The organism is Bacillus sp. OV322, assembly GCF_900112495.1.
In the GTDB taxonomy this organism is placed as follows: Bacteria; Bacillota; Bacilli; order Bacillales; family DSM-1321; genus Peribacillus.
Genome location: NZ_FOMA01000007.1, coordinates 112,757 through 135,649, shown reverse-complemented (window position 1 = coordinate 135,649; position 22,893 = coordinate 112,757). Strand labels below are relative to the sequence as shown.

Below are 22,893 nucleotides of genomic sequence, written 5' to 3'. Positions count from 1 at the left end.
ATTGCTCCCTTTTCATATATTTGCTTATACTAATTGTTAGTTTAACTATTAATCATGTATATACGTGGATTGCCATATACGTTTCGTTTTTAATTGTACTTAGCATAAATGCCGCTAAATCTTAAATCCGCACGAGCAATTTTTCTGAATATCGAAGGAGAAAAATCTCCGTGTTTAAATTGTCGTTTAGCAGGTTCAGTAGTCTGCCGCTCTGATTTTTTAAAGCTTTGCATATTTTGGATGTGATGTTTTTACCAGCTGCTTTCCAAGGTTGGTTCCTTTAAAGAGTCCCAGAAAAGCTTCTGGTGTATTTTCGAATCCTTCGATGATTGTTTCTTCATATTGAAGTTTTCCTTCTTGCAGCCATTTTCCTAATTGGGCTGCTCCTTCCTTGAAGCGGGAGGCGTAATCTCCAACTGTAAATCCCTTCATTAAGGCACTAGTTTTAATCATCGCTGTCTGAATGCGGGGACCAAGATCTTCACCCTCGACATTGTAGGAGGAAATAGAACCGCACAGCGGAATTCTGGCATTTTTATTCAATAAAGTAAACACAGCATCCGTTATCTCGCCGCCTACATTATCAAAATAAACATCAATTCCGTCCGGACATGCCTCAGACAATGCTTCCTGGATATTTTGGGCTGTTTTATAATTAATTGCTTCATCAAAACCAAACTCGTTCTTCAGCAAGCTGATTTTTTCTTCTGAACCAGCTAACCCTACAACGCGAGCTCCTTTAATTTTGGCAATCTGGCCAACAACGGATCCCACTGCCCCGGCTGCGCCTGAGACTACAACCGTTTCGCCTTCCTTGGGCTGCCCAATATCCAGCAGTCCAAAGTAAGCCGTTAATCCTGGCATCCCTAAAATGCCCAAATGGGTTGTAACCGGTGCAACAGATGGATCAATGATCCGGATTTCTTTTTCGGTCACCACCGAATATTCTGCCCAATTTAGATTTCCGATCACTACGTCTCCCTGTTTGAAATGTGGAGACTTAGATTCTGCCACTTCGGCAATCACTCCGCCAGAAATAGGTTCATGAAGCTTAAAAGGAGGAATATAAGATTTAGTATCCTGCATTCTTCCCCTCATATAAGGATCAACTGAAAGATAAAGAGTTCTGACCAATATTTCGCTTTCCCCGGGAACCGGGATTTCACGTGTTACAAATTCAAAGTCCTCAATACTAGGCAACCCTTTTGGACGGTTTGCAAGCTGAATTTCTTTTTGGTCCATTGTACCCATGTTATAGCCTCCCAGCTTATATTACTCTTAAATTAGCAAGAATAAAAACGATGGCATTCAAAGTGTTATTTCTACCAAAAAGCCTAACATTTTTAGAAATGCAGAGTCAAAACATATGCAGGAAAAAAACTTGGCAGTGTGCAGCCATTTTTTAAAGGTTCGAGGAAGTTCATGATCAATAACTAGATGGCGCCGTTTATTCATTTGGCTCTTTTTAAAAGATTATTGTTTTTTATGGGACGATTCCATTGTTAATCGGGTTGATTGGAGCGTAAGGTTCGAGATGGGATTAGGGGGAGTATCCAGGAGCGGAAACCAGCCCTCATGTTCCTTATTGCAAAGTTTACGAAGACAGCCATTCATTTAAAAGGAAAGCAGGTGAAAAAAGTGAGTGCAGAGAGAAAGAATCTAATAAGATCGATTATTCCAGGATGGATATTTATAGGTGGAGTTTTGGTTTATATATTAGCAGACCAGTCATATAGCCTGCCAGAAGTAAAAGGTGAAGACGGTGCCTGGCTTGCTGGGGCGGCCATAATCTTAGCAGGGGCCGGGCTTCCTGCAGGGTATATCATTTATCAAATCAGCATGTTTTTCGGATCGGTTTTGAAAAATAGAAATCTCTATTACAGCGAGGAGTATGAGCTTGAAGTGTTTTTCTCCATTCATGTGAATGGAGAAAAAATGAGAGTGAGGCACAACAGGCTTCTTGAAACTGCGGGTGATTTAAGAGCTGCGTCCTGCAGTCTTCTTCTTGCATTAATTGTAAATCTGCTGATCGGTATCTTGTACTTCAAAAATTTTGATTTTGCCTTTTGGACAAGCATAGCAGTCAATGCAGCAGTTTTGTTAATTGTTTATATGAATCAAAGGCACTATATGGGAAATCTGGAATACTTCAAAAAAAGAATTCATCATGAATATAGCTGGCTGAAGTAAGCAATTAGGCAATTTCTTTATTTCAAAGTCTTCAAAGAACAAGGACATAAGTTCCTTGTTCTTTTTTTAGTAAAGTGATAGTATCTTAGTTAATCAAATTTGACCAATCAGAAAGGACACAGAGCATGGCTTACTTACTGCTGAATCTGTCAAATTGGTGATAAGGTGCAGATTTGATTGCAATACATGAAAATTCATAAATACGCAGTCCTTCGGGGTCGGGTGAGAATCCCAACCGGCGGTGATGAAGTAATTCTAAGCCCGCGAGCCTGAATAAGGCAGGATTTGGTGAAATTCCAAAGCCGACAGTATAGTCTGGATGGGAGAAGGACGTATGGAAAAAAAAGACATAAATCGTAAGGTCTGGAGCAAAAAAATATTTTGTAATAGGCTTATTTGGTTATGACTAAAAAATCCATATTCTCCCTTAAAACCTCTTAGGAATCCCTGAGAGGTTTTTATTTTTTCAGAAGGACCTATATGGTCCGAAACAGGAAAAGAGGGTGAATGAATGAACGATCAAGAGTATATGAAGATTGCTTTAGGTCTTGCTGCCGCGGCTGCAGGCCAAACTTCGCCTAATCCGGCGGTTGGTGCTGTCATAGTCAAAGATGGGGAGATTGCCGGAATGGGAGCGCATTTGAAAGCAGGGGAAGATCATGCAGAAATACATGCTCTTAAAATGGCTGGCGATAAAGCAAGGGATGCCACCATGTATGTAACACTGGAGCCGTGCAGCCATTTCGGAAAAACTCCTCCATGTGCAGCTGCTCTTATAAAGGCGGGAATAAAAAGAGTGTATATATCCTCAGCAGATCCTAATCCTCTTGTTGCAGGAAAAGGAATCAAGATGCTTGAAGAAGCCGGCATAGAGGTTCATAGCGGACTTTTGTCAGAAAAGGGTGACGAGCTGAATGAAGTGTTTTTTCATTTTATCAGGACCGGCACCCCATTTGTCACGATGAAGCAGGCTGTGACTCTTGATGGAAAAACAGCTGCAGAATCGGGTGACAGCAAGTGGATCACTTGTGAAGAATCAAGGCTCGACGTTCACAGGGAAAGAAGCCGGCATGACGCTATCCTAGTGGGAGTCAATACAGTTTTAAAGGATAATCCGCGGCTGACCAACAGAATAAACCGGGAAGCAAGGCAGCCCGTCCGCATCATCCTGGATACTCATTTAAGGACGCCAAAAGATTGTGCGGCAATAAAAGATGAAACGGCTGAGACCCTTATTATTACAGGTTCAGAGGCTGAACAAAAAAATATAGATCGCATAGAGTCAGACAAAGTTAAAGTGTTGAGAATGCCATCTGATTCTATAAAAATTATGGATGTATTGAAGCTACTGGCAAAACGGGGAATCACTTCTCTTTATGTAGAAGGAGGCTCCGAAGTGAATGCCAGCTTTTTGAAGGAACATGCTGTAGGCAGAATGATAACGTATATCGCTCCGAAACTCGCCGGCAGAAAAGCTCACGGTATGTTCGGAGACCTGAATGTGAAGATGATGCCTGATGCATATTCCCTGGAATTTGAGAAGGTGGAGAGAATCGGGAAAGACCTTAAAATTACATCACGTTTAAAGCAGGTGGAGAAATGTTCACAGGAATCGTAGAAGATATCGGCACTGTCGGCGGTATAAAGAAAGGCCGCAACAGTATGGAATTGACCATACTTTCAAATAAAATTACACATGACATGCATCTTGGGGACAGCATTTCTGTCAACGGGGTATGTTTAACAGTTACAGAATATAAGAGTAATTCTTTTACGTTGGACGTGATGCCAGAAACGGTAAATGCTACGTCACTGATTAATTTAAAAGCCGGTTCACCTGTTAATCTTGAAAGGGCCATGGCTGCGAACGGCAGGTTTGGAGGGCATTTTGTTTCCGGACATGTGGATGGAACAGGAATGATAGTGAAAAAACAGCATAAGGAGAATGCCGTTTACTATGTAATTGAAGTTCCTGAATATGTGTATAAATACTGCATTCCAAAAGGCTCAGTTGCCATTGATGGTGTCAGTCTGACTGTCTTTGATCTGTCAGAAAATAAGCTGACCATATCCCTGATTCCGCATACTCACAAAGAAACCGTATTAGGCAGAAAAGCGCCGGGCGAAATTGTCAACATTGAAGCGGATATGATTGGAAAATATATGTACCATCAAAATAATCGGGAAAAACAGACTAAAACGTCTGTTACTTACGAACTGCTGGAGAAAAGCGGATTCTGATAAAAAGGAGCTGATTGATATGCTGAGCAGTATTGAAGAAGCACTGGCGGACATCGCAGCCGGGAAAATTGTCATTGTAGTAGATGATGAAGACCGTGAAAATGAAGGTGACTTTGTAGCCGCAGCAGATAAGGCCACTCCAGAGGTAATCAACTTTATGGCGAAATATGGACGCGGTTTGATTTGTACAAGTATCTCTGGAGAAATAGCAGAAAAGCTGGAGCTGCATCCTATGATTGGCAAAAATACCGATCCTTTTGGAACAGCATTCACTGTGAGTATTGATCACAAAAATACCTCAACAGGAATTAGTGCTTATGACCGTTCGCTCACAATCCTCGAACTTCTCAATGAAAATACTGTTCCAGAAGATTTGAAGCGGCCGGGCCACGTTTTTCCTTTGATTGCAAAGGAAGGCGGTGTCCTCCGCCGTGCCGGGCATACAGAAGCTGCCGTTGATTTAGCAAAGCTTTCAGGAACTGCTCCCGCAGGGGTTATTTGTGAAATCATGAATGAAGATGGAACAATGGCAAGAGTGCCCGATCTGGCTTTAATTGCTGAAGAACATGGACTAAAGATGATATCGATCGCTGACCTCATTGCTTATCGCAGAGAATCGGAGCAAAGCGTGAAAAGAGAAGCGGAAGTCAAGCTTCCGACATCATTTGGCGATTTCAGGATGATTGGCTATTCTAATGCCTTTGACCAGCAGGATCACTTTGCATTAATCAAGGGTGAAATCGATCCCGATAAGCCAGTGCTCGTCCGCGTGCATTCTGAATGTCTGACAGGAGATATTTTCGGCTCGCACCGCTGTGACTGCGGACCGCAGCTGCATGCCGCGCTGGCACGGATCGAGTCTGAAGGAAATGGTGTGCTGCTTTATATGAGGCAAGAAGGGCGCGGCATCGGCCTGATGAACAAACTTAAAGCTTACGAATTGCAGGAACATGGCTATGATACGATTCAGGCCAATGAGAAGCTTGGATTTCCTGCTGAGCTGAGAGACTATGGAATCGGAGCCCAAATATTGAAGGATCTCGGCATCACGAAAATGAGGCTTATGACGAATAATCCGAAAAAAATGGCAGGCTTAACCGGTTATGGACTTGAGATAACAGAACGTGTGGCAATTGAGATTCCGGCAATTAAAGAAAATGAACACTATCTACAAACAAAAAAAGTGAAAATGGGGCATCTGCTGTCATTATAGGAGGAATAAAAAATGGGTAATACATTTGAAGGAAATTTAGTAGGGTCAGGATTGAAAGTTGGAATTGTGGTTGGACGATTCAATGAATTCATTACAGGAAAGCTTCTTGGGGGAGCACTGGATGGCTTAAAGCGTCATGGCCTTAATGAGGAGGACATTGATATCGCCTGGGTTCCTGGGGCATTTGAAATTCCGATGATTGCTAAAAAACTGGTCAATACAAATAGATATGATGCAGTCATTTGTCTTGGTACAGTGATCAGGGGGGCAACTTCCCATTATGACTATGTTTGCAATGAAGCAGCCAAAGGCATTGCTTCTGTCTCCCTTGAAACAGGAGTACCGGTGATATTTGGGGTACTGACTACCGAAAATATTGAACAGGCTATAGAACGCGCCGGCACGAAAGCTGGAAATAAAGGCTATGATTCTGCTGTTTCAGCCATAGAAATGGCAAACTTGCAAAAAATGATAGGTTAAGAATAGAGAAGAATTGGATAACAGGGGATGACTTTATCCCTTGTTATCCAATTTTTTTATTGTAATATTAGCAGAGTTGTTATAAAATTTATATAATTCAAAATTTTCTAATGGAGGTGAAAGAGATGAATCATTCTATTTTGCGCGAGCAATGGCTGGACTTTATGTATATTTGCCGTGCAATTTTTCATGAGGATTGTAATCAAGGGGGAAGTCTGCCTTTTTTACAACTGAATACATGAAACGGAATGATTAGAAGTCTCTTCACCCTTAACTTATAGAATGGGAAAAAGAGAGCCTTTTGAGAGCTCTCTTTTTCTTTAACTGGCCGCGGGAAGAAGCTGCAAACTTCTTTCCTGCGGTCTTTTTTATGTCTGGAAACTAATATATGGCTTTGGCGGGAACGCCCTGGAGTATTGTGTGAAGTGCAAATCAGCAGGCAAGTTTGGCAAAGCCTAAAATAAAGAAGAGAAAGGGAGTCATAAACATGATTCTTTGCGGAATGAATCAGGTCAGCAAAATGTACGGAGGCAGCATTGTTTTTGAAAATTTATCACTGGAGATAAAAGAAAAAGAGCGAATTGGTCTGGTAGGAAGAAACGGAGGCGGCAAGACAACGATTTTAAAATTATTAGCCGGTGCAGAAACGCCGGACTCCGGTTCTATATTTGTGAAAAAAGGATTGAAAATCGGCTATTTGTCTCAGCTCCCATCTTTTCCCGAAAATACGCAGGGCAGGGATGTTTTAATGTCTGCCTTTGATGAGGCCATTTCAATTTATGAAAAAATGAGTGAGTATGAGGAATCCATGGCATCTGAAATCGATGAGTCTGCTTTAACACGTAAGCTGGAGGAATATGGCTTCCTCCAGGAACGATTTTCACTTCTTGACGGGTACAGCATAGAGGCCCAAATATCAAGGATTGCGAATGGGCTTGGCATAGAGAGCTTACTGAATTCCCCCTTTTTATCACTCAGCGGAGGAGAGCAGACCAAAATATGCTTAGGGCTCATTTTGCTTCAAAAGCCGGATTTATTGCTGCTTGATGAGCCGACCAATCACCTGGATATTTACGCGGCAGAATGGCTTGAGCGATTTATCAGGGAGTATGATGGGACAGTGGCTGTTGTATCCCATGATCGTTACTTCCTTGATGAAACAGCAACGAAAATTATTGACCTTGAAGACGGAGAAGCAACTGTTTATCATCAGAATTACTCAGGTTTTGTCATTGAAAAAGAAAAGAGGCTGCTTGAGGAATTTCAGGCTTATCAGGAGCAGCAAAAAAAAATCAAGAAAATGAAGGATGCAATCAAGAGATTGAGAGAATGGGCTAATCAGGCAAACCCTCCTAATGAAGGTTTGCATAAAAGAGCAAGAAATATGGAAAGAGCTCTTGAGAGAATCGAAAAGCTGAAGCGCCCAATTATTGAAAGAAAGAAAATGGGACTGCAGTTCGAGACGGCTGGAAGAAGCGGAAAAGATGTGATTGCTGTGAAAAATGCAGCTAAAGCATATGGAAACAAGATGCTGTTTAAGGATGCAAACCTGCAGCTTCAATATCAGGACCGCGCTAGCATTGTAGGAAGGAACGGTACCGGGAAGTCCACCTTGCTCAAGATGCTGCTTGGTGATGTTCACGCGGACAAAGGCGAGATTCGCATTGGAAGCAATGTCAAGATAGGCTACCTTTCTCAGCATCTGTATAACTCAAATGGAAATGAAACTGTTATTGAGGCTTTCCGGCAAGAAGCAATGGTAGATGAGGGGCAGGCAAGGCGTATTCTGGCAGGTTTTTTATTTTACGGAGCAGCGGTTTTCCGCAAGGTTGGACAGCTGAGCGGCGGCGAAAGAATGCGGCTTCGCCTGGCTCAGCTCATGCATCAGGATATTAACTTATTAATACTGGATGAACCTACAAACCACCTTGATATTGATTCCCGGGAAGTGCTTGAGGATGCGCTTGAGGATTTTTGCGGTACAATCCTTGCAGTGTCCCACGACAGGTATTTGCTGGATAAACTGTTCGATAAAACCTACTGGGTGGAGAATGAAAGCCTGCATGCCTTTGCCGGAAACTATAGCTGGGCAAGAAAAAAACTGGATGAATGGAGCAGTAAAAATATCAGTGAATTCGTTCAAGAAGATGTGCGGCCATCAAGAAAAAGAGAAAAAGAAAAAATGGAAACAAAAAAGGATATGGAAAAGATAGAAGCTGAAATGGAAAAAGCAGAGCTTCAGGCAAGGCAGCTGGCAGGAGAAATGGAAAAAGAAACAGATCTGCAGGTGCTGCAGAAATTGCACGAGCGCCTTATGCAGGCAGAGCAGAAGATAGAGGAGCTTTACACCGAGTTCGAAGGTTTATAATACAGCAGTCAGCTTTATCACGCATTTACTGGCTTTATCGTTTGCTGAGGATATGTAAAACTTGAAAAACCATAACTGAGCTTATAAAAAAGAGGCTGTTCCGGGACCATGACTACTAGTCCGGTTAACAGCCTCTTTATTTAGCGGCAATTAAGCAGCCGTTTTTGTCCTTCTGAATTTACTGCGTGATAAAACGGTTTTATCTAAGCGGTAAGACATGACTCCAGCCAAAACAGCTAGTATGATATCCTTCGGAAGAGGAACGGCCATCCACGCCCAAGCCATTTTATAGGTGAATCCTTCCGGTGCACTTGCCCAAAGTTTATAGGCATAATACATCCAGTTTGTGCCGATGACATAATTGATGATCATTCCTGCAAGAGCACCAATAATGAACGTAGGAAGTGTCCGGCTTTTTTCTGAGATTTTCCCTGCTGCATAAGCTGTTAATATGTATGAAAGAATAAAACCGAAAGTAGGGCTGACCACAGTTGAAACTCCGCCGCTAAATTTAGCAAATACAGGAACACCAACAAGTCCAACCAGTGTATAAGCCATCATGGTAAAAGCTCCGAGTCTGCTGCCTAAAACGGTTCCTGCTAAAATAGCGAAAAAAGTCTGCAGGGTAATCGGAACACCGCCGACAACCATAAAAGGAATGAGTGAGGTAATGTTTGCACCGATCATCATTAGAGCAATGAACATGCCTCCGAGTGTTAAATCAATCGCAGTAAACTTCCTTTTCATTTGAATTCCTCCGTTATAGTAATAGTGTTTATATATAGAGGATAATGTTTTTTTGAGCTTTATGTCAACCTGTTTTTCATTAGGGTTAACATATTTTTTTATCCCTTCAGTCTTCATGATTGAGGAGGGAGAATTATTGCGGAGAATCACTTAACTAAATCAGAGGAAACAGACTAATAAAGCCTATTTACTTCATTAAAAATACTTGTTATCATATTAAGTGATAATGATTATCAATATTAACAGGGGGTAAACCATGTTTAACAAAAAGAAAAGCCTGCTTACAATGATTTTGCTTGTTGCTTTTGCAGCTGTACTCAGCGCCTGCAGCAATGGATCTGATAAACAGGAATCTAAAGAAAACAAAAAATCAGAGATGATTACATATAAAGCAGAGAATGGAATTATTAAAATACCAAAGCACCCAAAAAGGGTGGTACTGGTGGCAGACAGTTACTATGGGGATTTCCTGACTCTTGGCATCAAGCCTGCAGGTGCACCTGACAATGTATTTAACAATCCATTCTATAAAGGTAAAACAAAGGGAGTGGCCAATCTTGGCGATGGCACTTCTATCGAAAAGATTCTTGCTCTGAATCCAGATTTAATTATTGCCTGGACGACTTACCCGGCTATCGATAAGCTTGAAAAAATCGCTCCAACAGTTGCGATAGATTATTCAAAATTGAATTCTAAGGATCAGCTTAAGGAATTCGGCAAAATGACCGGCACTGAAAAGAAAGCGGAAAAGTGGCTTTCTGATTGGGACAAGAAAATTGCAGAATACAAACCGCAGGTCCAAAAAGCAGTCGGAAACAAAACCGTTGCACTGATTCAGCCTACTGCTAAGGAAATTAATGCTTTTGGCGCCACCTTTGGCCGCGGCGGGGAAATTATATATACTGAATTCGGCTTAAAAGCTCCTGCAGCAATCCAAAGAGATGCAATTGACTCAAAAACCGGCTATGCTCAATATTCCCTTGAAAAAATACCGGAAATAGCAGGAGACTACATTTTTACAAGTCCATGGTCTGTAGATGATAATGGCAGCAAAACATATAACAGCAAGGTCTGGAAGGATCTTGACGCTGTTAAAAATGACAGAGTGTTTGAAATTGATCCAATAGGCTTTTACTTCAATGATCCTATTTCGCAGGAAGGCCAGTTAAAATTCATTACTGATAAATTAATCCATCATAAGTAAAAAAAGCAAAGTTTACGAAAACAGCTATTCAAAAAGAAAGAAACCATATTTTAATAACAAAAACAGGACCCGGTTATTGCCGGGCCATTTTCAGGAAATACACCTAAAGAAAATCTGAGGCGAAGTAAATGAATGAAGAATTGGAAAGTATAGAAAAACACAATGAAAAACTGCATACAAGGCCATGGGCAGCGACACTTATCCTGACAGCAGGCATGCTTGCCCTGCTTTTCGGTGCCGCCCTTTCCATCTCGGTCGGAGCCGCGGACATTGACCTTAAAACCGTATGGTCCGCCATTTTCAGCTACAACCCTGATATGCCAAAGCACACTATAATCAGGGAACTCCGTCTGCCAAGGTCATTGGCGGATGTTATAGTTGGCGCGGCATTTGCAGTAAGCGGGGCCATCATGCAGGGCATGACAAGGAATCCGCTGGCTGATTCAGGGCTGATGGGGCTTAATGCTGGAGCTGTATTAATGGTCGCTATATGCTTTGCCTTTTTTCCTGGAATATCCTATAACTCTCTAATTCTTTTTTCATTTCTGGGGTCGGCGCTTGCAGCCATACTGGTCTACGGCACAGGATCACTGGCCAAAGGCGGCCTCTCACCAATGAGGCTGGTTTTGGCAGGTGCTTCTGTTACTGCACTCATGACGGCAATGAGCGAGGGGATTGCTATCCATTTTAAGCTTAGCCAGGATCTTGCCTTCTGGTTTGCGGGAGGGGCAGCAGGCGTGAAGTGGGAGCAGCTGAGAATCATGTTTCCATGGTTTGTTATCGCACTTCTTTTTGCCCTCATGCTTTCGCGGTCTATCACTCTTTTGAGTCTGGGGGAAGATGTAGCTAAAGGCCTTGGCCAGAGAACTGGATTTGTAAAGCTTGCCTGTTCCCTCGTCATTCTCATTCTGGCTGGTACTGCTGTTTCTGCTGTAGGGCCAATAGGATTTGTCGGACTCGTTATTCCGCATTTGACAAGATATCTGGTAGGCGTGGATTACCGCTGGATTATTCCTTGTTCAGGTATACTTGGAGGTTTGCTGATGACCTTTGCTGATATAGGGGCAAGAATGATTAATCCGCCATTTGAAACACCCATCGGAGCTTTATTTGCCTTAATCGGTGTGCCTTTCTTTTTGTTTGTTGCGCGCAGAGAAGGGAGGTCGCTGTGATGGACGAAGTCATTTTTGCCGAAATGGAACGGAGGAAAAGAATAAGAAGGATTACTGTCTTATCTATTCTGACGCTCGCCATTTTGGTGATCTTTTTTATCAGTATGGACACGGGTTATACAAAGCTTAGCCCTTCTGAGGTCTTTAAGACTTTATTTGGAATGGGAGACGAAAAGCAGAGTCTGATTCTGTTCGAGTTCCGGCTTCCGAGGATTATCATTTCTATCTTGATTGGAAGCGGTCTGGCTGTATCCGGCTGTGTGCTTCAGGGAGTGACCCGCAATCCTCTTGCCGATCCGGGTATACTCGGAATAACGGCGGGAGCGGGGTTATTGGTTGTCTTGTTTATCTCGTTTTATCCAAACAGCATGGATGCCCCAGTCTTGTTTCTGCCTTTTTTGGCTCTGCTGGGAGGCGGCATGGCTGCAGCGCTGATTTATATGCTGACTTATAAAAAAAACGAAGGCCTGCTGCCTGGCAGGCTGCTGCTAAACGGCATTGGCGTGTCAGCAGGGATTAGTGCATTGATGATCGTCTTAATGCTTAAGCTTAACCCTAGGCAATTTGATTTTTTGGCAGTCTGGCTGGCTGGAAGCATCTGGGGTACAAGCTGGAAACATGTTCTTACTTTGCTTCCGTGGATTTTACTCTTAATTCCTTATGTGATTTTTAAATCACGCAGCTTGGATGTGCTGGGCTTTGGAGATCAATTGGCTGCAGGACTCGGAATGCCCGTTGAGAAAGAAAGATTGAAGCTTTTGGCTGCTGCAGTCTTTCTGGCAGCGGCAAGTGTTTCGGTGAGCGGCGGAATCGGCTTTATTGGTTTAATCGGTCCGCACATGGCTAAGAGGCTTATAGGTACGGGGCATAAATACCTGATCCCGGCATCTGCTCTGACAGGCTCACTGTTATTAATTGCAGCAGACACGATAGGGAGGACTGTGCTCCAGCCTTCTGAAATCCACGCAGGTATTGTTGTGGCCATTATTGGGGCGCCATATTTTCTTTTTTTATTATCTAGATCAAAAGCATAAATTCATCAAAAGGAGCTGAAATGAGATGGACAGTAATCAGGAATTATATGATGTAACCATAATTGGCGGCGGGCCTATCGGTTTATTTACGGCATTTTACAGCGGGATGAGAGAATTGAAGACAAAGGTTATTGAATTTTTGCCGCAGCTTGGGGGAAAGGTATCTTATTTTTTTCCTGAAAAGACCATCCGTGATATTGGCGGGATTCCAGGAATAAAAGGAGAAGATTTAATCAAGCAGCTTACTGAACAGGCAGGTACCTTTAAACCATCGATTGTTTTGGGACAGCAGATTGCCGGTATGGAAAGGATGAAGGATGGAACGTTTGTATTAAGCAGCACAAATGGAGAAGTGCACCGTACAAAGACAATTATCCTTACTACTGGAATGGGGACGCTTAAGACCATCAAGCTGGATGTTAAAGGGGCTTCACAGTATGAAGGAGGCAACCTTCATTATGCAATTAAAGATATGCAGGATTTTAAGGGCAAGGATGTTGTCATTTCCGGCGGGGGGAACTCTGCGGTAGACTGGGCAAATGAATTGGAGAAGGTTGCCCGAAAAGTGACCATTGTGCATAGGAAAAGTGAATTCAGCTGCCACGAAAGCGATGAATCTCTGCTGAAGAATTCTTCTGTTGAAGTTTTAACTCCCTATAGTATTGAAGAGCTTCATGGAAATGGAGAGAAAGTAAGCGGGATAACAGTCAAAAATGCAGAAACAGGCGGGGTAAGAACGCTAAGCATTGATGAGTTAATTGTCAGCCATGGCTTCTGCATTGATCTTGGGCCTATCAAAGAGTGGGGCCTGCAGATCGAAGAGGGCCGGATTGTTGTGAACGGAGATATGGAAACCAATATACCCGGAATATTCGCAGCAGGGGATTCTGTCATTCATCCGCATAAGCTCAGATTGATAACGGGAGGGTTCACGGAGGGCCCGCTTGCACTAAACAGTGCGAAAAAATACATGGATCCAGGGGCAGGAGCCATGGCGATGTACTCTACACACCATAAAGAATTTGTCGCAGAATAGAATTGGGTTCATCAGAAAGCGGGGATTTGTTTGATTAAAACAGAAAAATTGGATATTGGATATGCCGGCAAAATTATTGTCAGCCAATTGAATGTTTTTATTCCTTCCGGGAAAATAACAGCACTGGTCGGTGCAAATGGCTCCGGAAAATCCACAATCTTAAAGACCATGGCCCGTCTTTTAAAACCCGAGAGCGGCTATGTGTATCTAAATGGAAAATCCATTGCGGAGCAAAAAACAAAAGAAGTGGCCAAACAGCTGGCGATTCTCCCTCAAAATCCGGCAGCTCCTGAAGGAATAACGGTTCTGGAACTGGTCTCTTACGGACGGTTTCCGCACCAAAAAGGCTTGGGGTCGCTGAATAAAGAAGATCATAAAGTAATTCTGCAAGCTCTTGAAATGACCGGGATGAAGGAATTTGCTTCCCGCCCTGTTGACCAGCTTTCTGGAGGGCAAAGGCAGCGGGCATGGATTGCGATGGCTTTGGCCCAGGAAACAGATATATTTTTCCTGGATGAGCCCACGACTTTCTTAGATATGGGGCATCAGATTGAGGTGCTGAACCTGCTCCAGATGCTCAATAAGGAAAAGCAGAGAACAATAGTGATGGTGGTGCATGATTTAAATCACGCAAGCCGTTATGCCGAGCACATGATAGCGATAAAAAAAGGCGAGGTAATAAAAAGCGGTACACCCTCCGAGGTCATGGCAGCGGATATTATAGAAAATGTATTCGGGGTAAAAAGTGACATCATTTTGGATCCGAGAAGCGGCCAGCCGCTTTGCCTGCCTTATGAACGGATTTAGGGACATGAAAGGTTTCATTTCAATTAGGGAATGAGCCTTTTTTCATTTGGATTCAATACTGATTTTAGCTAATGATTGGAGCGGGGCCTTCTTTCCTTAATATGTTGTTGAGTGCTTGTATAGAAAATGAAGGCAAAGAGCGCCCCTGGAATTTGTAAATGGCTTTTCAATGCCCTTGAGTATTTGTTATGTTTTTTATTGTCCCTTTTATTTGTATAATAGAAGGCGGAAAAATAAAAAGGTGCTTAATAGGAAAGAATGAATATATCTGTGCTTTAGGAGGCTGCAATATGTATCGGGTGTTAACGCATAATGATCTTGATGGAGTGGGCTGCGGAATTTTAGCTAAATTGGCGTTTGGGGATAGTGTTCAGGTCATTTACAATTCGATCTCCGCTTTAAATTATCAAGTAGAAAAATTTATTCAAGAAGGGAATAAAGATGTGCGCCTGCTGATTACCGATTTATCGGTACATGCGGATAATGAAAAAAGAATTACAGAATTTGTGGAATCTGGAGGACATGCCGAGCTGATTGACCACCACCAATCAGCCCAGCATCTTAATGAACATTCATGGGCAGCTGTTACGGTTGTGCAGGAAGACGGAAAACAAACCTCTGCCACTTCGCTTTTATATGAGAAATTCCTGAAGGATAACCTGCTTGAGCGTTCACAAATCCTTGATAAATTTGTGGAGCAGGTCAGGCAATATGATACATGGGAATGGGAATTGAATGAAAATATTGCCGCCAAGCAGCTTAATGACCTGTTATTCATGATCACGATTGAAGAATTTGAAGAAAAAATTCTAAAAAAGCTTACCAGTGAGAGTGAATTTGTTTTTGATGAAATGGAATGCAAGCTATTGGACGTTGAAGAAAGAAGGGTGCAGCGCTATATTAACAGGAAAAAGCGGGAGGTATACCAGGCAAGCATAGGCGGGAAGTATGCTGGTATCGTTCATGCAGAATCCTATCATTCAGAGCTGGGTAACGAGTTATCAAAGGAATTTCCCCATTTGGATTATATCGCGATCATTATGGTGGGATCTAAAAGGATCAGCCTGCGCACCATTCATGATGAAGTGGATGTATCGGAAGTTGCGGCCAAGTATGATGGAGGCGGACATAGAAAAGCTTCCGGCTGTAATCTGACAGAAGAGGCTTACAAGAAGTATGTAGAAGGAACCTTCTTTTCTGAGCCGCTCAAACGCGACGCTTTTAAAAACCAGTTTAATCTAAAAGAATCTGAAAGAGGCAGCTTATATATGGGCAAAAATGATGAGCGCCTGTTTGTATTTTTCACCGAGGACAAGGGCTGGTCTCTCGAGATCAACCACCAGCACAATAAACAATTCTTTTCCGGGTTCCCGGAGATGGAAAAACATATCAAAAGAAAATATTATGCTTCGCTAACACGGGATGATAAGTACCTGGATTATCTTATAAAAAATTATCAAATGAATACAGGCAAAAATCTCTGATATCATACATAAAAGGCAAGAATCCCTGCATGTTAAGGGTTTCTTGCCTTTTTAGATTTCTTAATCTAGCCCTCTTAGGCCCCCAGGATGGGGGTCACAAAGACGTTGCCGCAGGACGCGGCGCCTTTAGTCTTTGATCCTCCAAACAAGGCGCTTCCGCTTTTTAGTTTACCCGCGGTATACGGGTGTTGTTTCCTTGCTTGCTTTGGCAGCAGCAGGGGAGTTTTTGTGGAATAGGGCGTTGATTTCTCCCCCAATAACAAGTGCAAGGCCGGTAAAATACAGCCAAAGCATCAGTACGATCACTCCTCCGAGGCTTCCGTAAGTAGAAGCATAGTTTCCAAAGTTGGAAACATAAAAAGAGAAGCCGAGAGAAATAATTAGCCATACAAGTGTTGCTGTAATGGCACCAGGGATTACCTGTTTGAACGGATAGTGCTTATTGGGTGCAAAGCGGTATAAAAATGCAAGAACCCCTGCAATGATTGCTACAGAAATGACCCAGCGCAGCACTAAGATCAGAATGGCCAACCCATCAGGAATAGGCACAATTTGCTTAATAAGATCCAGAATGACATTTCCGAATACGGGAAGCACTAATGCTACGATAAAGGCAATAATCAGCCCGAATGTCAGCAATATGGAGATAAGCCTTGCTTTGATAAAGTTTCTTGTTTCTGTGACATCAAAAGCGATATTCATGGAATGCATAAATGCATTCATTCCATTGGAAGCAGACCAGATTGTTCCGAGGATACCAAAAGTCAGCAATCCTCCATTGCGCTCGCTGATGATTTTTAAAATATTGTCCTGTAGCACATTGGTCGTTGCAGAAGGGATGAAGTCATTTATGAAGTCGAGTGCCTTTTGAGGCTGTATGGATAAGTACGGCAGAATGGAAAGTAAAAGAATCAGCATCGGAAAAAGTGCAAGCATATAGTAATAAGCCTGTTCAGCTGCCAATCCTGTAGCTCTGTCTTCTTTTACCTCCTTGGAAAGGCTTTTGCCAAAGGATATAAGTTTTTTCATCTTTCGTATCATCTCCCGGGTTTTCAGCTTTGTTTTCATTCCTTTTCCCCAAGTTATTGCTGTGTAACCCTCTAGTTTGCTTTTGGAAACAACAGGAATTGATGAAAACTGCAGATTTGGCTATAAACAGAGAAAGGGCCTGACCCCGATGGATCAGACCCTACGCCATTAGCGCAATATGCAATGAGCTTTAGCAGAGACTAATTTTTAATGGTAAAAGAACTATATGATATGTCTGCCTGTTTTTCGTTCCAATTGACTTCAGATACGCTTGAAAAACGGGGGCCGGCTTGGATTTTAGCCAGGAAAGCTCCTAGGCTGTTTTCTTTTCCTTCTGCCACAATTTCAACAGATCCATCTTCAGTATTTCTTACCCAGCCTTTTATGCCAAGTTCAAGTGCAGCTGCATGGGTAAAATAGCGAAAACCTACACCCTGGACGTGTCCTCCAACGATGATATGATACTGTTTCATAATTGTCAGCTCCCAAAGAACAGAGTTAGATAATGGTTTTCAGCAAATCCTGCTTGATGCTGTTCCATAAATCAGCATCTGCAGTAAACCTGCTTGTTAAGCCTTCGATGAACAGCTGGAAGCCTGCTTCATGTGCCGGATCTTCTTTTGGGGGCACATTGGCACGCAGATTGTTTACAAATTCCTGGACTTCAGGAGCGCGCGGGCCCCATTTTGCTGTTTCGTTTCCATCTTGATCAATTAAGATGATAATAGGAATAGAACGTGCAGTCCCGTTTGTTAAATACTGATCCATCAGCTCCAGATTTTCATCCCTGATTAGGTAACGGTCATCAATGCCCGCAGCCTCTGCTATCCTCATGAAAATCGGCAGGTTTACCATCGCATCTCCGCACCAATCTGCAGTGAGGCTGATGGCACGCAGTTTTTTTTCCTTCAAGGGTGCAAGAATTTGCTTATCTTCATCTGAAAGCTGAAAGCCCATATAGATTCTTTCTAAACTTTCTTTGTGCTTTTCCATACTTTCTACATAAGCGTCCCGGTTCATAGCTTTTTCAAACCAAGTGTTTAAATTGCTCATTTTATCACTCCTCCTGAATTTTTCAAAACCTTTTTCATATCATAAGCTTTTTAGCACAGTAAATGGAAGAAATATGTTTGAAGAAGAGGCTGTATAATTAGAAGGAATGAACATGTTTCCTATTCTAACTTTCATCCTGTATATAATCCGGCAGCTCACTAAAAACAAACCTTCGCTTAAGAGCTTTACATCCTGATAGATTTGTTCTTTAATGACGGTATTTTCACATTTATAATAATCATCTGTTAGTCGTTTGATTTCGCGGCAAAGCAGTTCAATACGGATCATGGCAAGCCCTCCTTTGCAGATGTGTGTAATTTGATGCAAGGGCAAAGGACGGTTTATTATCCGGCGGAAATTTATATTCGCAATTATAAAAACTCTGCCAGATTCGTTTTGCACCCCTAAACAATTTATACTATGTAAATAAAAGAATGCAAATGATTGCTTTGTTGCTATTCAACAAGTGGTTGATTTCTGCTCCAGGATGCTCACTTTCCGCGGGGCGGGTGGTGAGCATCCTCAGCTACGCTTGCGGGGTCTCACCTTCCCGCTAATCCCGCAGGAGTCTCGCACCTTACGCTCCAATCAACCTGATTTAACAATATGATTGCCTCACAGAACTCATTAAAAAACAACAATCTTTAAAAAAAGAGCCTTGTTAAAAGGAAAATGGCCATTAAACCAATCCAGTTTTTATTTTTATCAATAGGCATGAAGTACAGGCGGAAAGGATAAAAAACAGTCATTGCATTCCAAAGTAGTCTGTCTGTATTTAGGGTTTTTAATTATTAATGGTACGGTCTTTTGTTTGTCCATTAAATGACTGAATACTAGCTTAAAAATTTTCAATGTCTTTTATTATGCTTTTTAAGACATCGATAGATTCAACTATATCTTCTTCATATTCCAAACTATGATTTACATTAGGTATTAATCTAGTAGTGATATTTGGATTTTCTGCCGCCTTTAAAAATTCTTCCTCACTGTAGTGATGATCCCTATCTCCTATGATAAACAGACCTTTATTTACACTTCCTGCCATCGAACCTAAAACATCTTCCCTTTGTATCAAAGGTGTCAGCCAGATAGCTTTAGCCTTCTTAAATTCTTCTCTTTCTAACACAGAACTCATGGCAATGGTTCCAATTGATTTGCCGATAAGATAAACATTTTCATAAGTTCTCTCCGCCCGGACAGAATCCAAAACAGTATGTACATCAACTTTTATCGCTTCGCTTAATTCATCCATACTAAAGTCAGCATAAAACTCATTGTTGTATTGATACTTAACCTGTAAAACATCAAAAGATTTATTGATGAATACACCTGTTGAGTAATGGAGGATAGGGGCTTGTACCGTATATCCTGCTCCTGGCAGCAAAATCGCCAGTTTCTCAGAATCTTCTTTTTTACTTAGCATAGTAAAAGGAATGTTCATCCCTTTGTATCCTTGAACTGTATTTGTTTTTACATGTAACATACTATTTCCTCTATTCTTTATTAAATATTACCATAAATTACAAGAAAAGCAGGAGGGTGTATTTTTCATTGGCTTTGCCAAAATACATAAAAAAGGAACGGTTTTTATAAAGAGTTTATTGATAGCAACTATGGATATGTTTGAATGAGCTGAACTAATTGAAAAACGGAGTGAGGTTAAGCGGGCAGGAAGGAAAGCAGACGGTACCTCCTGCAGGGGAATTAGACCCCATAAAAAAACAAAGGGACTATTGCATGGTCTGCAGATAGTCCCTTTGAAAATGCTAATCTTTTATTTTGCTTTTTGTAATTTGTGAATGACAGAAAGAGACCGTCCAGTTCCAATCGCAACAGATTCAAGAGGGTTGGCTGCCACGTGAACAGGAACTACTATTTCGGTGCTGAGCCATTCCTGGATGCTGTTTAATAGGGCTCCTCCGCCGGTCAGTACAACTCCCTGGTCAACGATGTCTCCGCTTAGTTCAGGAGGGCAATCTTCAAGAGTGGCCCGTATGGCTTCTAAGATATGAAGCAAGGATTCTTTAATGGCTTCCTGAATTTCTTCAGAGTGAAGGGTAACGGTCTGAGGAAGACCTGTCACAAGATCCCGGCCTCTTACTTCCATTGAAACTCCTTCGTGTTTGACAAGCGCATGGCCGATTTCTATTTTAATTCTTTCGGCTGTTCTTTCGCCAATCAGCAGGTTGTATTTCTTTCTGACGTACTGAACAATGTCCTCATCCAGCTGGTCTCCGCCGATTCTTATAGAATGGCAGGAAACTACGCCTCCAAACGAGATGATGGCTACCTCGGTTGTTCCTCCGCCGATATCGACAACAACATTCGCTATTGGCTCTTCTACAGGAAGATCTGCACCGATTGCCGCTGCTACAGGTTCTTCAATTAAATGAACCTGCTTTGCCCCGCAGCTTCTCACAGCATCCTGAATTGCTTTTCTCTCTACAGATGTGGAGCCTGATGGAGTGCATACCACTACATTCGGTTTTCTTAATGTCAAACCGAGCTTCTTGCCCGCTTTTTTCATAATTTGTTTAAGCATTTGCGTTGTAATATCGAAATCAGCAATCACTCCATCCTTTAGTGGACGGACCGCAACGATATTTCCGGGAGTTTTGCCGATCATATTTTTCGCGTCTGTACCGACAGCCAATACGGTTTTTGTATCTAAATCTATCGCAACAACAGAAGGTTCATTTAACACAATCCCTTTATTTTTGCTGTAAACCAATGTATTGGCCGTACCTAAATCAATTCCAATTTCAGTGTTTGATAACATCTAGTCACCCCTTAGTAAGAGTTTGACCCCCATATAAGCATTCTACATAAAAGTGTCGATTTATGGGGGTATGAGTAAACGGTAATTTTTACCTCAATATTAAGAATGAGGCAAAAATGGGGCGGGGGATCCTAGCTTAACCTCAATTGGATAAAATTAACTATAAAAGCTGATGCACATGCATCAGCTTTTAGGGAATATCTATTAACAATTAAAGAACGGCTTTTTCTCTTTCGAATCGTTTAAACATCACCAAATAAACAAGGGCGCTGATTATGGCAAGGAGACTCAGGATCAGGAATGTCCAATTATAGCCAAACCAGTCTGTCATTGGGATGGAGAGGGGGGCAAGCATCCTTCCAATGGTGAAGCGAAGACTGGCTGCTGCGAAATATTGTCCGCGCATGTTTTCCGGAGCCAATTCTGAAATGAAGCTCTGCTGTATACCTGCTGTCATTAACTCGCCAAATGTAAAGATCATCATGGCAAATATGAGCCCCCAAATCCAGTCGGTCCTTCCGAACATCAGAATGGATGCTGCATATACAATCGATGAGGTCATAAAGACATTTCTTTCCTTATATGCTGACATCCATTTCGTTATGACAATGGTTAAAAGAGCAACCAAAAATCCGTTTTCTGCAATCAATAATCCAAATGCCTGCTCTCCTTTAATGGTAAAGGTATAATTGCCAAGTGAGATTAAAGGCTGTGTCGCGACAGTTTCTTTAACATAAACAGGGTACAAAAGATCGAGCTGCATGAACGTCTGGCCAACAAGTACGCCTGCAATAATAAATAACAGGAATGTTTTGTCCCGGACAATGACATTATAGTCCTTAAACTGATTGCCAATTATCCGTATCCAGCTTGTTTTACCTTCAGCAGAGCTATTTTCCCTTTTGAATGGGGGAGCGGTTTCTTCAATCCATCTTTTTAAAATAAGCCCTAGGGCAATATTTAGTATCCCTGCACAAAGAAGCAGCTCAAAGCGATGTTCAGCATAAAAAATGCCTCCTAAAATAGGCCCTATGACCACAGCAATATTTATGGATGTATAAAAGATTGCAAACACGCTGCTGCGGTCTTTTTCGTGTACAACGTCTGCTACCATCGCTTGGCTTGCCGGCCAGTAAAAAGATCCGAAAATGCTGACAACTGTGAAGCTGATAAAGCCCAGCACAGGAGATTCGAGCCATGGTGAGCTGGCAAATGCAAAAACCAGAAATGCGGCCCCTTGTCCCGCGGCGGAATAGACCATCATTTTCTTTCTGCCGAATTTATCCGCGTAATATCCTCCAAGCAAATTCGCCGCGACAGAAAAGAATTGTGAAAAAATCAGCAGAAGGCCTGCAGCTGTTTTTCCGAAAGAATCTGTAAAATAAATCGCCAGGAAGGGAAAGAACATCCAAAACGTAACATTTACCAGAAATTCTCCGCTTAAGCGGATTTTTAAATTTTTATCCCAATCTTTTAATCTCATAGCCATATATCTGTCTCGCTTTCTAGTAATAACCCATTTCATGATAACGTCTGGCAGAGTGTAAATACAAGATAATTCTCAAATTACTTCCAATTCAATTTGTTTGACTGAAGATGGAAAAAGCATAATTTAACGCTGCTCTAGAATATTTTAAATATATGATATGATAAAGAGGTAATTTTTTTACATATTTTACTGCATAGAAGGAGATGGCTATATGTCAGAAATCAAAAAAACCAATTCAAAGGCTATCGCGTCTTTGGTACTTGGGATTCTATCGCTCATCGTCCCATTTTTAGGGATACTGCTGGGCATTATTGGGCTTATCATTTCATTTCCGAGTTTAAAAGAAATAAAAAATACCGGAGAAGGCGGCCGGGGAATGGCAATCGCAGGACGTGTCTGCAGCATCATTGGAATCATACTCAATATCCTGGGCATTGTCCTCATTATCATTGTAATCGCAGCCTTCGGATCTGATATCTCCACTGACGTCTCCACTTTTTAATGGGGGTCAGACCCCATTTCCCGTTATTTCCCAAGTGGAGTATGTTAGGATGAAAGTGTGGTATT

General features: G+C 42.0%; 23 protein-coding genes and 1 riboswitch. Of the genes, 14 read left to right on the top strand and 9 right to left on the bottom strand.

The genetic code is table 11. The annotated features are described in order from the left end of the window. Positions 1–219 precede the first annotated feature (219 nt). On the bottom strand, positions 220–1,251 hold the full coding sequence (locus BM126_RS17700) for an NADP-dependent oxidoreductase (RefSeq protein ID WP_090990753.1): 1,032 nt from the start codon (positions 1,249–1,251) through the stop codon (positions 220–222). A gap of 324 nt (positions 1,252–1,575) precedes the next feature. On the opposite strand from BM126_RS17700, the gene BM126_RS17695 reads away from it, so the two are divergent. From BM126_RS17695 to abc-f, 7 genes are all read left to right on the top strand, one after another. Beyond that, positions 1,576–2,190 (top strand): BA5345 family protein, encoded by a 615-nt coding sequence (locus BM126_RS17695; RefSeq protein ID WP_090990752.1) that lies wholly within the window; start codon positions 1,576–1,578, stop codon positions 2,188–2,190. 204 nt (positions 2,191–2,394) lie between these two features. Further along, positions 2,395–2,525: riboswitch (FMN riboswitch) on the top strand. 176 nt (positions 2,526–2,701) lie between these two features. Further along, positions 2,702–3,808, top strand: coding sequence for a bifunctional diaminohydroxyphosphoribosylaminopyrimidine deaminase/5-amino-6-(5-phosphoribosylamino)uracil reductase RibD (gene ribD / locus BM126_RS17690; protein ID WP_090990751.1), 1,107 nt, complete (start codon positions 2,702–2,704; stop codon positions 3,806–3,808). Beyond that, positions 3,790–4,431, top strand: a complete 642-nt coding sequence (gene ribE, locus BM126_RS17685; RefSeq protein WP_090990750.1) for a riboflavin synthase — start codon at positions 3,790–3,792, stop codon at positions 4,429–4,431. The genes ribD and ribE (BM126_RS17685) overlap by 19 nt, the downstream gene beginning before the upstream one ends. A gap of 19 nt (positions 4,432–4,450) precedes the next feature. Next, positions 4,451–5,644, top strand: a complete 1,194-nt coding sequence (locus BM126_RS17680; RefSeq protein ID WP_090990749.1) for a bifunctional 3,4-dihydroxy-2-butanone-4-phosphate synthase/GTP cyclohydrolase II — start codon at positions 4,451–4,453, stop codon at positions 5,642–5,644. 12 nt (positions 5,645–5,656) lie between these two features. Beyond that, positions 5,657–6,124, top strand: coding sequence for a 6,7-dimethyl-8-ribityllumazine synthase (ribE, locus tag BM126_RS17675; RefSeq protein ID WP_071351652.1), 468 nt, complete (start codon positions 5,657–5,659; stop codon positions 6,122–6,124). A gap of 110 nt (positions 6,125–6,234) precedes the next feature. Next, complete coding sequence (locus BM126_RS23400) at positions 6,235–6,366, top strand: RAxF-45 family protein (RefSeq protein WP_371261471.1); 132 nt, start codon at positions 6,235–6,237, stop codon at positions 6,364–6,366. A 245-nt stretch (positions 6,367–6,611) separates the two neighbouring features. Then, complete coding sequence (abc-f, locus tag BM126_RS17670) at positions 6,612–8,492, top strand: ribosomal protection-like ABC-F family protein (RefSeq protein WP_090990748.1); 1,881 nt, start codon at positions 6,612–6,614, stop codon at positions 8,490–8,492. Positions 8,493–8,642: 150 nt separating this feature from the next. On the opposite strand, the gene BM126_RS17665 is transcribed toward abc-f, so the two are convergent. Then, positions 8,643–9,239, bottom strand: coding sequence for a biotin transporter BioY (locus tag BM126_RS17665; protein ID WP_090990887.1), 597 nt, complete (start codon positions 9,237–9,239; stop codon positions 8,643–8,645). Positions 9,240–9,495: 256 nt separating this feature from the next. Here BM126_RS17665 and BM126_RS17660 point away from each other — a divergent pair, with 256 nt between their 5' ends. From BM126_RS17660 to BM126_RS17635, 6 genes are all read left to right on the top strand, one after another. Continuing rightward, positions 9,496–10,443, top strand: coding sequence for an iron-hydroxamate ABC transporter substrate-binding protein (locus tag BM126_RS17660; RefSeq protein ID WP_090990747.1), 948 nt, complete (start codon positions 9,496–9,498; stop codon positions 10,441–10,443). Positions 10,444–10,571: 128 nt separating this feature from the next. Continuing rightward, the gene (locus tag BM126_RS17655; RefSeq protein ID WP_090990746.1) at positions 10,572–11,615 is read left to right on the top strand and encodes a FecCD family ABC transporter permease; all 1,044 of its coding nucleotides are present in this window, start codon (positions 10,572–10,574) and stop codon (positions 11,613–11,615) included. Continuing rightward, positions 11,615–12,649: a FecCD family ABC transporter permease gene (locus BM126_RS17650; protein ID WP_090990745.1), complete on the top strand. Its 1,035-nt coding sequence runs from the start codon at positions 11,615–11,617 to the stop codon at positions 12,647–12,649. The genes BM126_RS17655 and BM126_RS17650 overlap by 1 nt, the downstream gene beginning before the upstream one ends. 25 nt (positions 12,650–12,674) lie before the next feature. Beyond that, entirely contained in the window at positions 12,675–13,685 is a 1,011-nt protein-coding gene (locus tag BM126_RS17645) for an NAD(P)/FAD-dependent oxidoreductase (RefSeq protein ID WP_090990744.1), read from the top strand. A gap of 24 nt (positions 13,686–13,709) precedes the next feature. Then, positions 13,710–14,492 (top strand): ABC transporter ATP-binding protein, encoded by a 783-nt coding sequence (locus BM126_RS17640; protein ID WP_090990743.1) that lies wholly within the window; start codon positions 13,710–13,712, stop codon positions 14,490–14,492. A 290-nt stretch (positions 14,493–14,782) separates the two neighbouring features. Then, positions 14,783–15,976, top strand: a complete 1,194-nt coding sequence (locus BM126_RS17635) for a DHH family phosphoesterase (protein WP_090990742.1) — start codon at positions 14,783–14,785, stop codon at positions 15,974–15,976. Positions 15,977–16,144: 168 nt separating this feature from the next. Here BM126_RS17635 and BM126_RS17630 read toward each other — a convergent pair whose 3' ends face one another. The 7 genes from BM126_RS17630 to BM126_RS17600 all read right to left on the bottom strand — a co-directional run bounded on the left by BM126_RS17630 (position 16,145) and on the right by BM126_RS17600 (position 22,320). After that, positions 16,145–17,005, bottom strand: a complete 861-nt coding sequence (locus tag BM126_RS17630) for a YihY/virulence factor BrkB family protein (RefSeq protein ID WP_090990886.1) — start codon at positions 17,003–17,005, stop codon at positions 16,145–16,147. A gap of 200 nt (positions 17,006–17,205) precedes the next feature. Further along, positions 17,206–17,478, bottom strand: a complete 273-nt coding sequence (locus tag BM126_RS17625; RefSeq protein WP_090990741.1) for an acylphosphatase — start codon at positions 17,476–17,478, stop codon at positions 17,206–17,208. 25 nt (positions 17,479–17,503) lie between these two features. Beyond that, entirely contained in the window at positions 17,504–18,058 is a 555-nt protein-coding gene (locus BM126_RS17620) for a thioredoxin family protein (protein WP_090990740.1), read from the bottom strand. A gap of 39 nt (positions 18,059–18,097) precedes the next feature. Further along, positions 18,098–18,346, bottom strand: coding sequence for a hypothetical protein (locus BM126_RS17615; protein WP_090990739.1), 249 nt, complete (start codon positions 18,344–18,346; stop codon positions 18,098–18,100). A 550-nt stretch (positions 18,347–18,896) separates the two neighbouring features. Beyond that, a complete protein-coding gene (locus BM126_RS17610) occupies positions 18,897–19,541 on the bottom strand; it encodes an alpha/beta family hydrolase (RefSeq protein ID WP_090990738.1) in 645 nt (214 codons plus the stop codon). A gap of 291 nt (positions 19,542–19,832) precedes the next feature. Next, positions 19,833–20,837, bottom strand: a complete 1,005-nt coding sequence (gene mreBH / locus BM126_RS17605; RefSeq protein WP_090990737.1) for a rod-share determining protein MreBH — start codon at positions 20,835–20,837, stop codon at positions 19,833–19,835. 211 nt (positions 20,838–21,048) lie between these two features. After that, on the bottom strand, positions 21,049–22,320 hold the full coding sequence (locus BM126_RS17600; RefSeq protein WP_090990885.1) for an MDR family MFS transporter: 1,272 nt from the start codon (positions 22,318–22,320) through the stop codon (positions 21,049–21,051). A 217-nt stretch (positions 22,321–22,537) separates the two neighbouring features. Between BM126_RS17600 and BM126_RS17595 the strand changes: the two genes are divergently transcribed. Beyond that, positions 22,538–22,828 carry a DUF4190 domain-containing protein gene (locus BM126_RS17595; protein WP_090990736.1) on the top strand — a complete coding sequence of 97 codons (291 nt, stop codon included), beginning with the start codon at positions 22,538–22,540 and terminating at the stop codon, positions 22,826–22,828. Positions 22,829–22,893: the final 65 nt, after the last annotated feature.

What these genes read in the sequence shown, in the direction of transcription:
- ribD (WP_090990751.1), top strand. Translation starts at nt 2,702, where the DNA reads ATGAACGATCAAGAGTATATGAAGATTGCTTTAGGTCTTGCTGCCGCG.
- ribE (WP_090990750.1), top strand. Translation starts at nt 3,790, where the DNA reads ATGTTCACAGGAATCGTAGAAGATATCGGCACTGTCGGCGGTATAAAG.
- abc-f (WP_090990748.1), top strand. Translation starts at nt 6,612, where the DNA reads ATGATTCTTTGCGGAATGAATCAGGTCAGCAAAATGTACGGAGGCAGC.
- BM126_RS17650 (WP_090990745.1), top strand. Translation starts at nt 11,615, where the DNA reads ATGGACGAAGTCATTTTTGCCGAAATGGAACGGAGGAAAAGAATAAGA.
- mreBH (WP_090990737.1), bottom strand. Translation starts at nt 20,837, where the DNA reads ATGTTATCAAACACTGAAATTGGAATTGATTTAGGTACGGCCAATACA.
- BM126_RS17610 (WP_090990738.1), bottom strand. Translation starts at nt 19,541, where the DNA reads ATGTTACATGTAAAAACAAATACAGTTCAAGGATACAAAGGGATGAAC.
- BM126_RS17630 (WP_090990886.1), bottom strand. Translation starts at nt 17,005, where the DNA reads ATGAAAAAACTTATATCCTTTGGCAAAAGCCTTTCCAAGGAGGTAAAA.
- ribE (WP_071351652.1), top strand. Translation starts at nt 5,657, where the DNA reads ATGGGTAATACATTTGAAGGAAATTTAGTAGGGTCAGGATTGAAAGTT.
- BM126_RS17645 (WP_090990744.1), top strand. Translation starts at nt 12,675, where the DNA reads ATGGACAGTAATCAGGAATTATATGATGTAACCATAATTGGCGGCGGG.
- BM126_RS17615 (WP_090990739.1), bottom strand. Translation starts at nt 18,346, where the DNA reads ATGATCCGTATTGAACTGCTTTGCCGCGAAATCAAACGACTAACAGAT.
- BM126_RS17695 (WP_090990752.1), top strand. Translation starts at nt 1,576, where the DNA reads ATGTTCCTTATTGCAAAGTTTACGAAGACAGCCATTCATTTAAAAGGA.
- BM126_RS17680 (WP_090990749.1), top strand. Translation starts at nt 4,451, where the DNA reads ATGCTGAGCAGTATTGAAGAAGCACTGGCGGACATCGCAGCCGGGAAA.
- BM126_RS17595 (WP_090990736.1), top strand. Translation starts at nt 22,538, where the DNA reads ATGTCAGAAATCAAAAAAACCAATTCAAAGGCTATCGCGTCTTTGGTA.
- BM126_RS17600 (WP_090990885.1), bottom strand. Translation starts at nt 22,320, where the DNA reads ATGAGATTAAAAGATTGGGATAAAAATTTAAAAATCCGCTTAAGCGGA.
- BM126_RS17620 (WP_090990740.1), bottom strand. Translation starts at nt 18,058, where the DNA reads ATGAGCAATTTAAACACTTGGTTTGAAAAAGCTATGAACCGGGACGCT.
- BM126_RS17635 (WP_090990742.1), top strand. Translation starts at nt 14,783, where the DNA reads ATGTATCGGGTGTTAACGCATAATGATCTTGATGGAGTGGGCTGCGGA.
- BM126_RS23400 (WP_371261471.1), top strand. Translation starts at nt 6,235, where the DNA reads ATGGAGGTGAAAGAGATGAATCATTCTATTTTGCGCGAGCAATGGCTG.
- BM126_RS17660 (WP_090990747.1), top strand. Translation starts at nt 9,496, where the DNA reads ATGTTTAACAAAAAGAAAAGCCTGCTTACAATGATTTTGCTTGTTGCT.
- BM126_RS17655 (WP_090990746.1), top strand. Translation starts at nt 10,572, where the DNA reads ATGAATGAAGAATTGGAAAGTATAGAAAAACACAATGAAAAACTGCAT.
- BM126_RS17700 (WP_090990753.1), bottom strand. Translation starts at nt 1,251, where the DNA reads ATGGGTACAATGGACCAAAAAGAAATTCAGCTTGCAAACCGTCCAAAA.
- BM126_RS17665 (WP_090990887.1), bottom strand. Translation starts at nt 9,239, where the DNA reads ATGAAAAGGAAGTTTACTGCGATTGATTTAACACTCGGAGGCATGTTC.
- BM126_RS17625 (WP_090990741.1), bottom strand. Translation starts at nt 17,478, where the DNA reads ATGAAACAGTATCATATCATCGTTGGAGGACACGTCCAGGGTGTAGGT.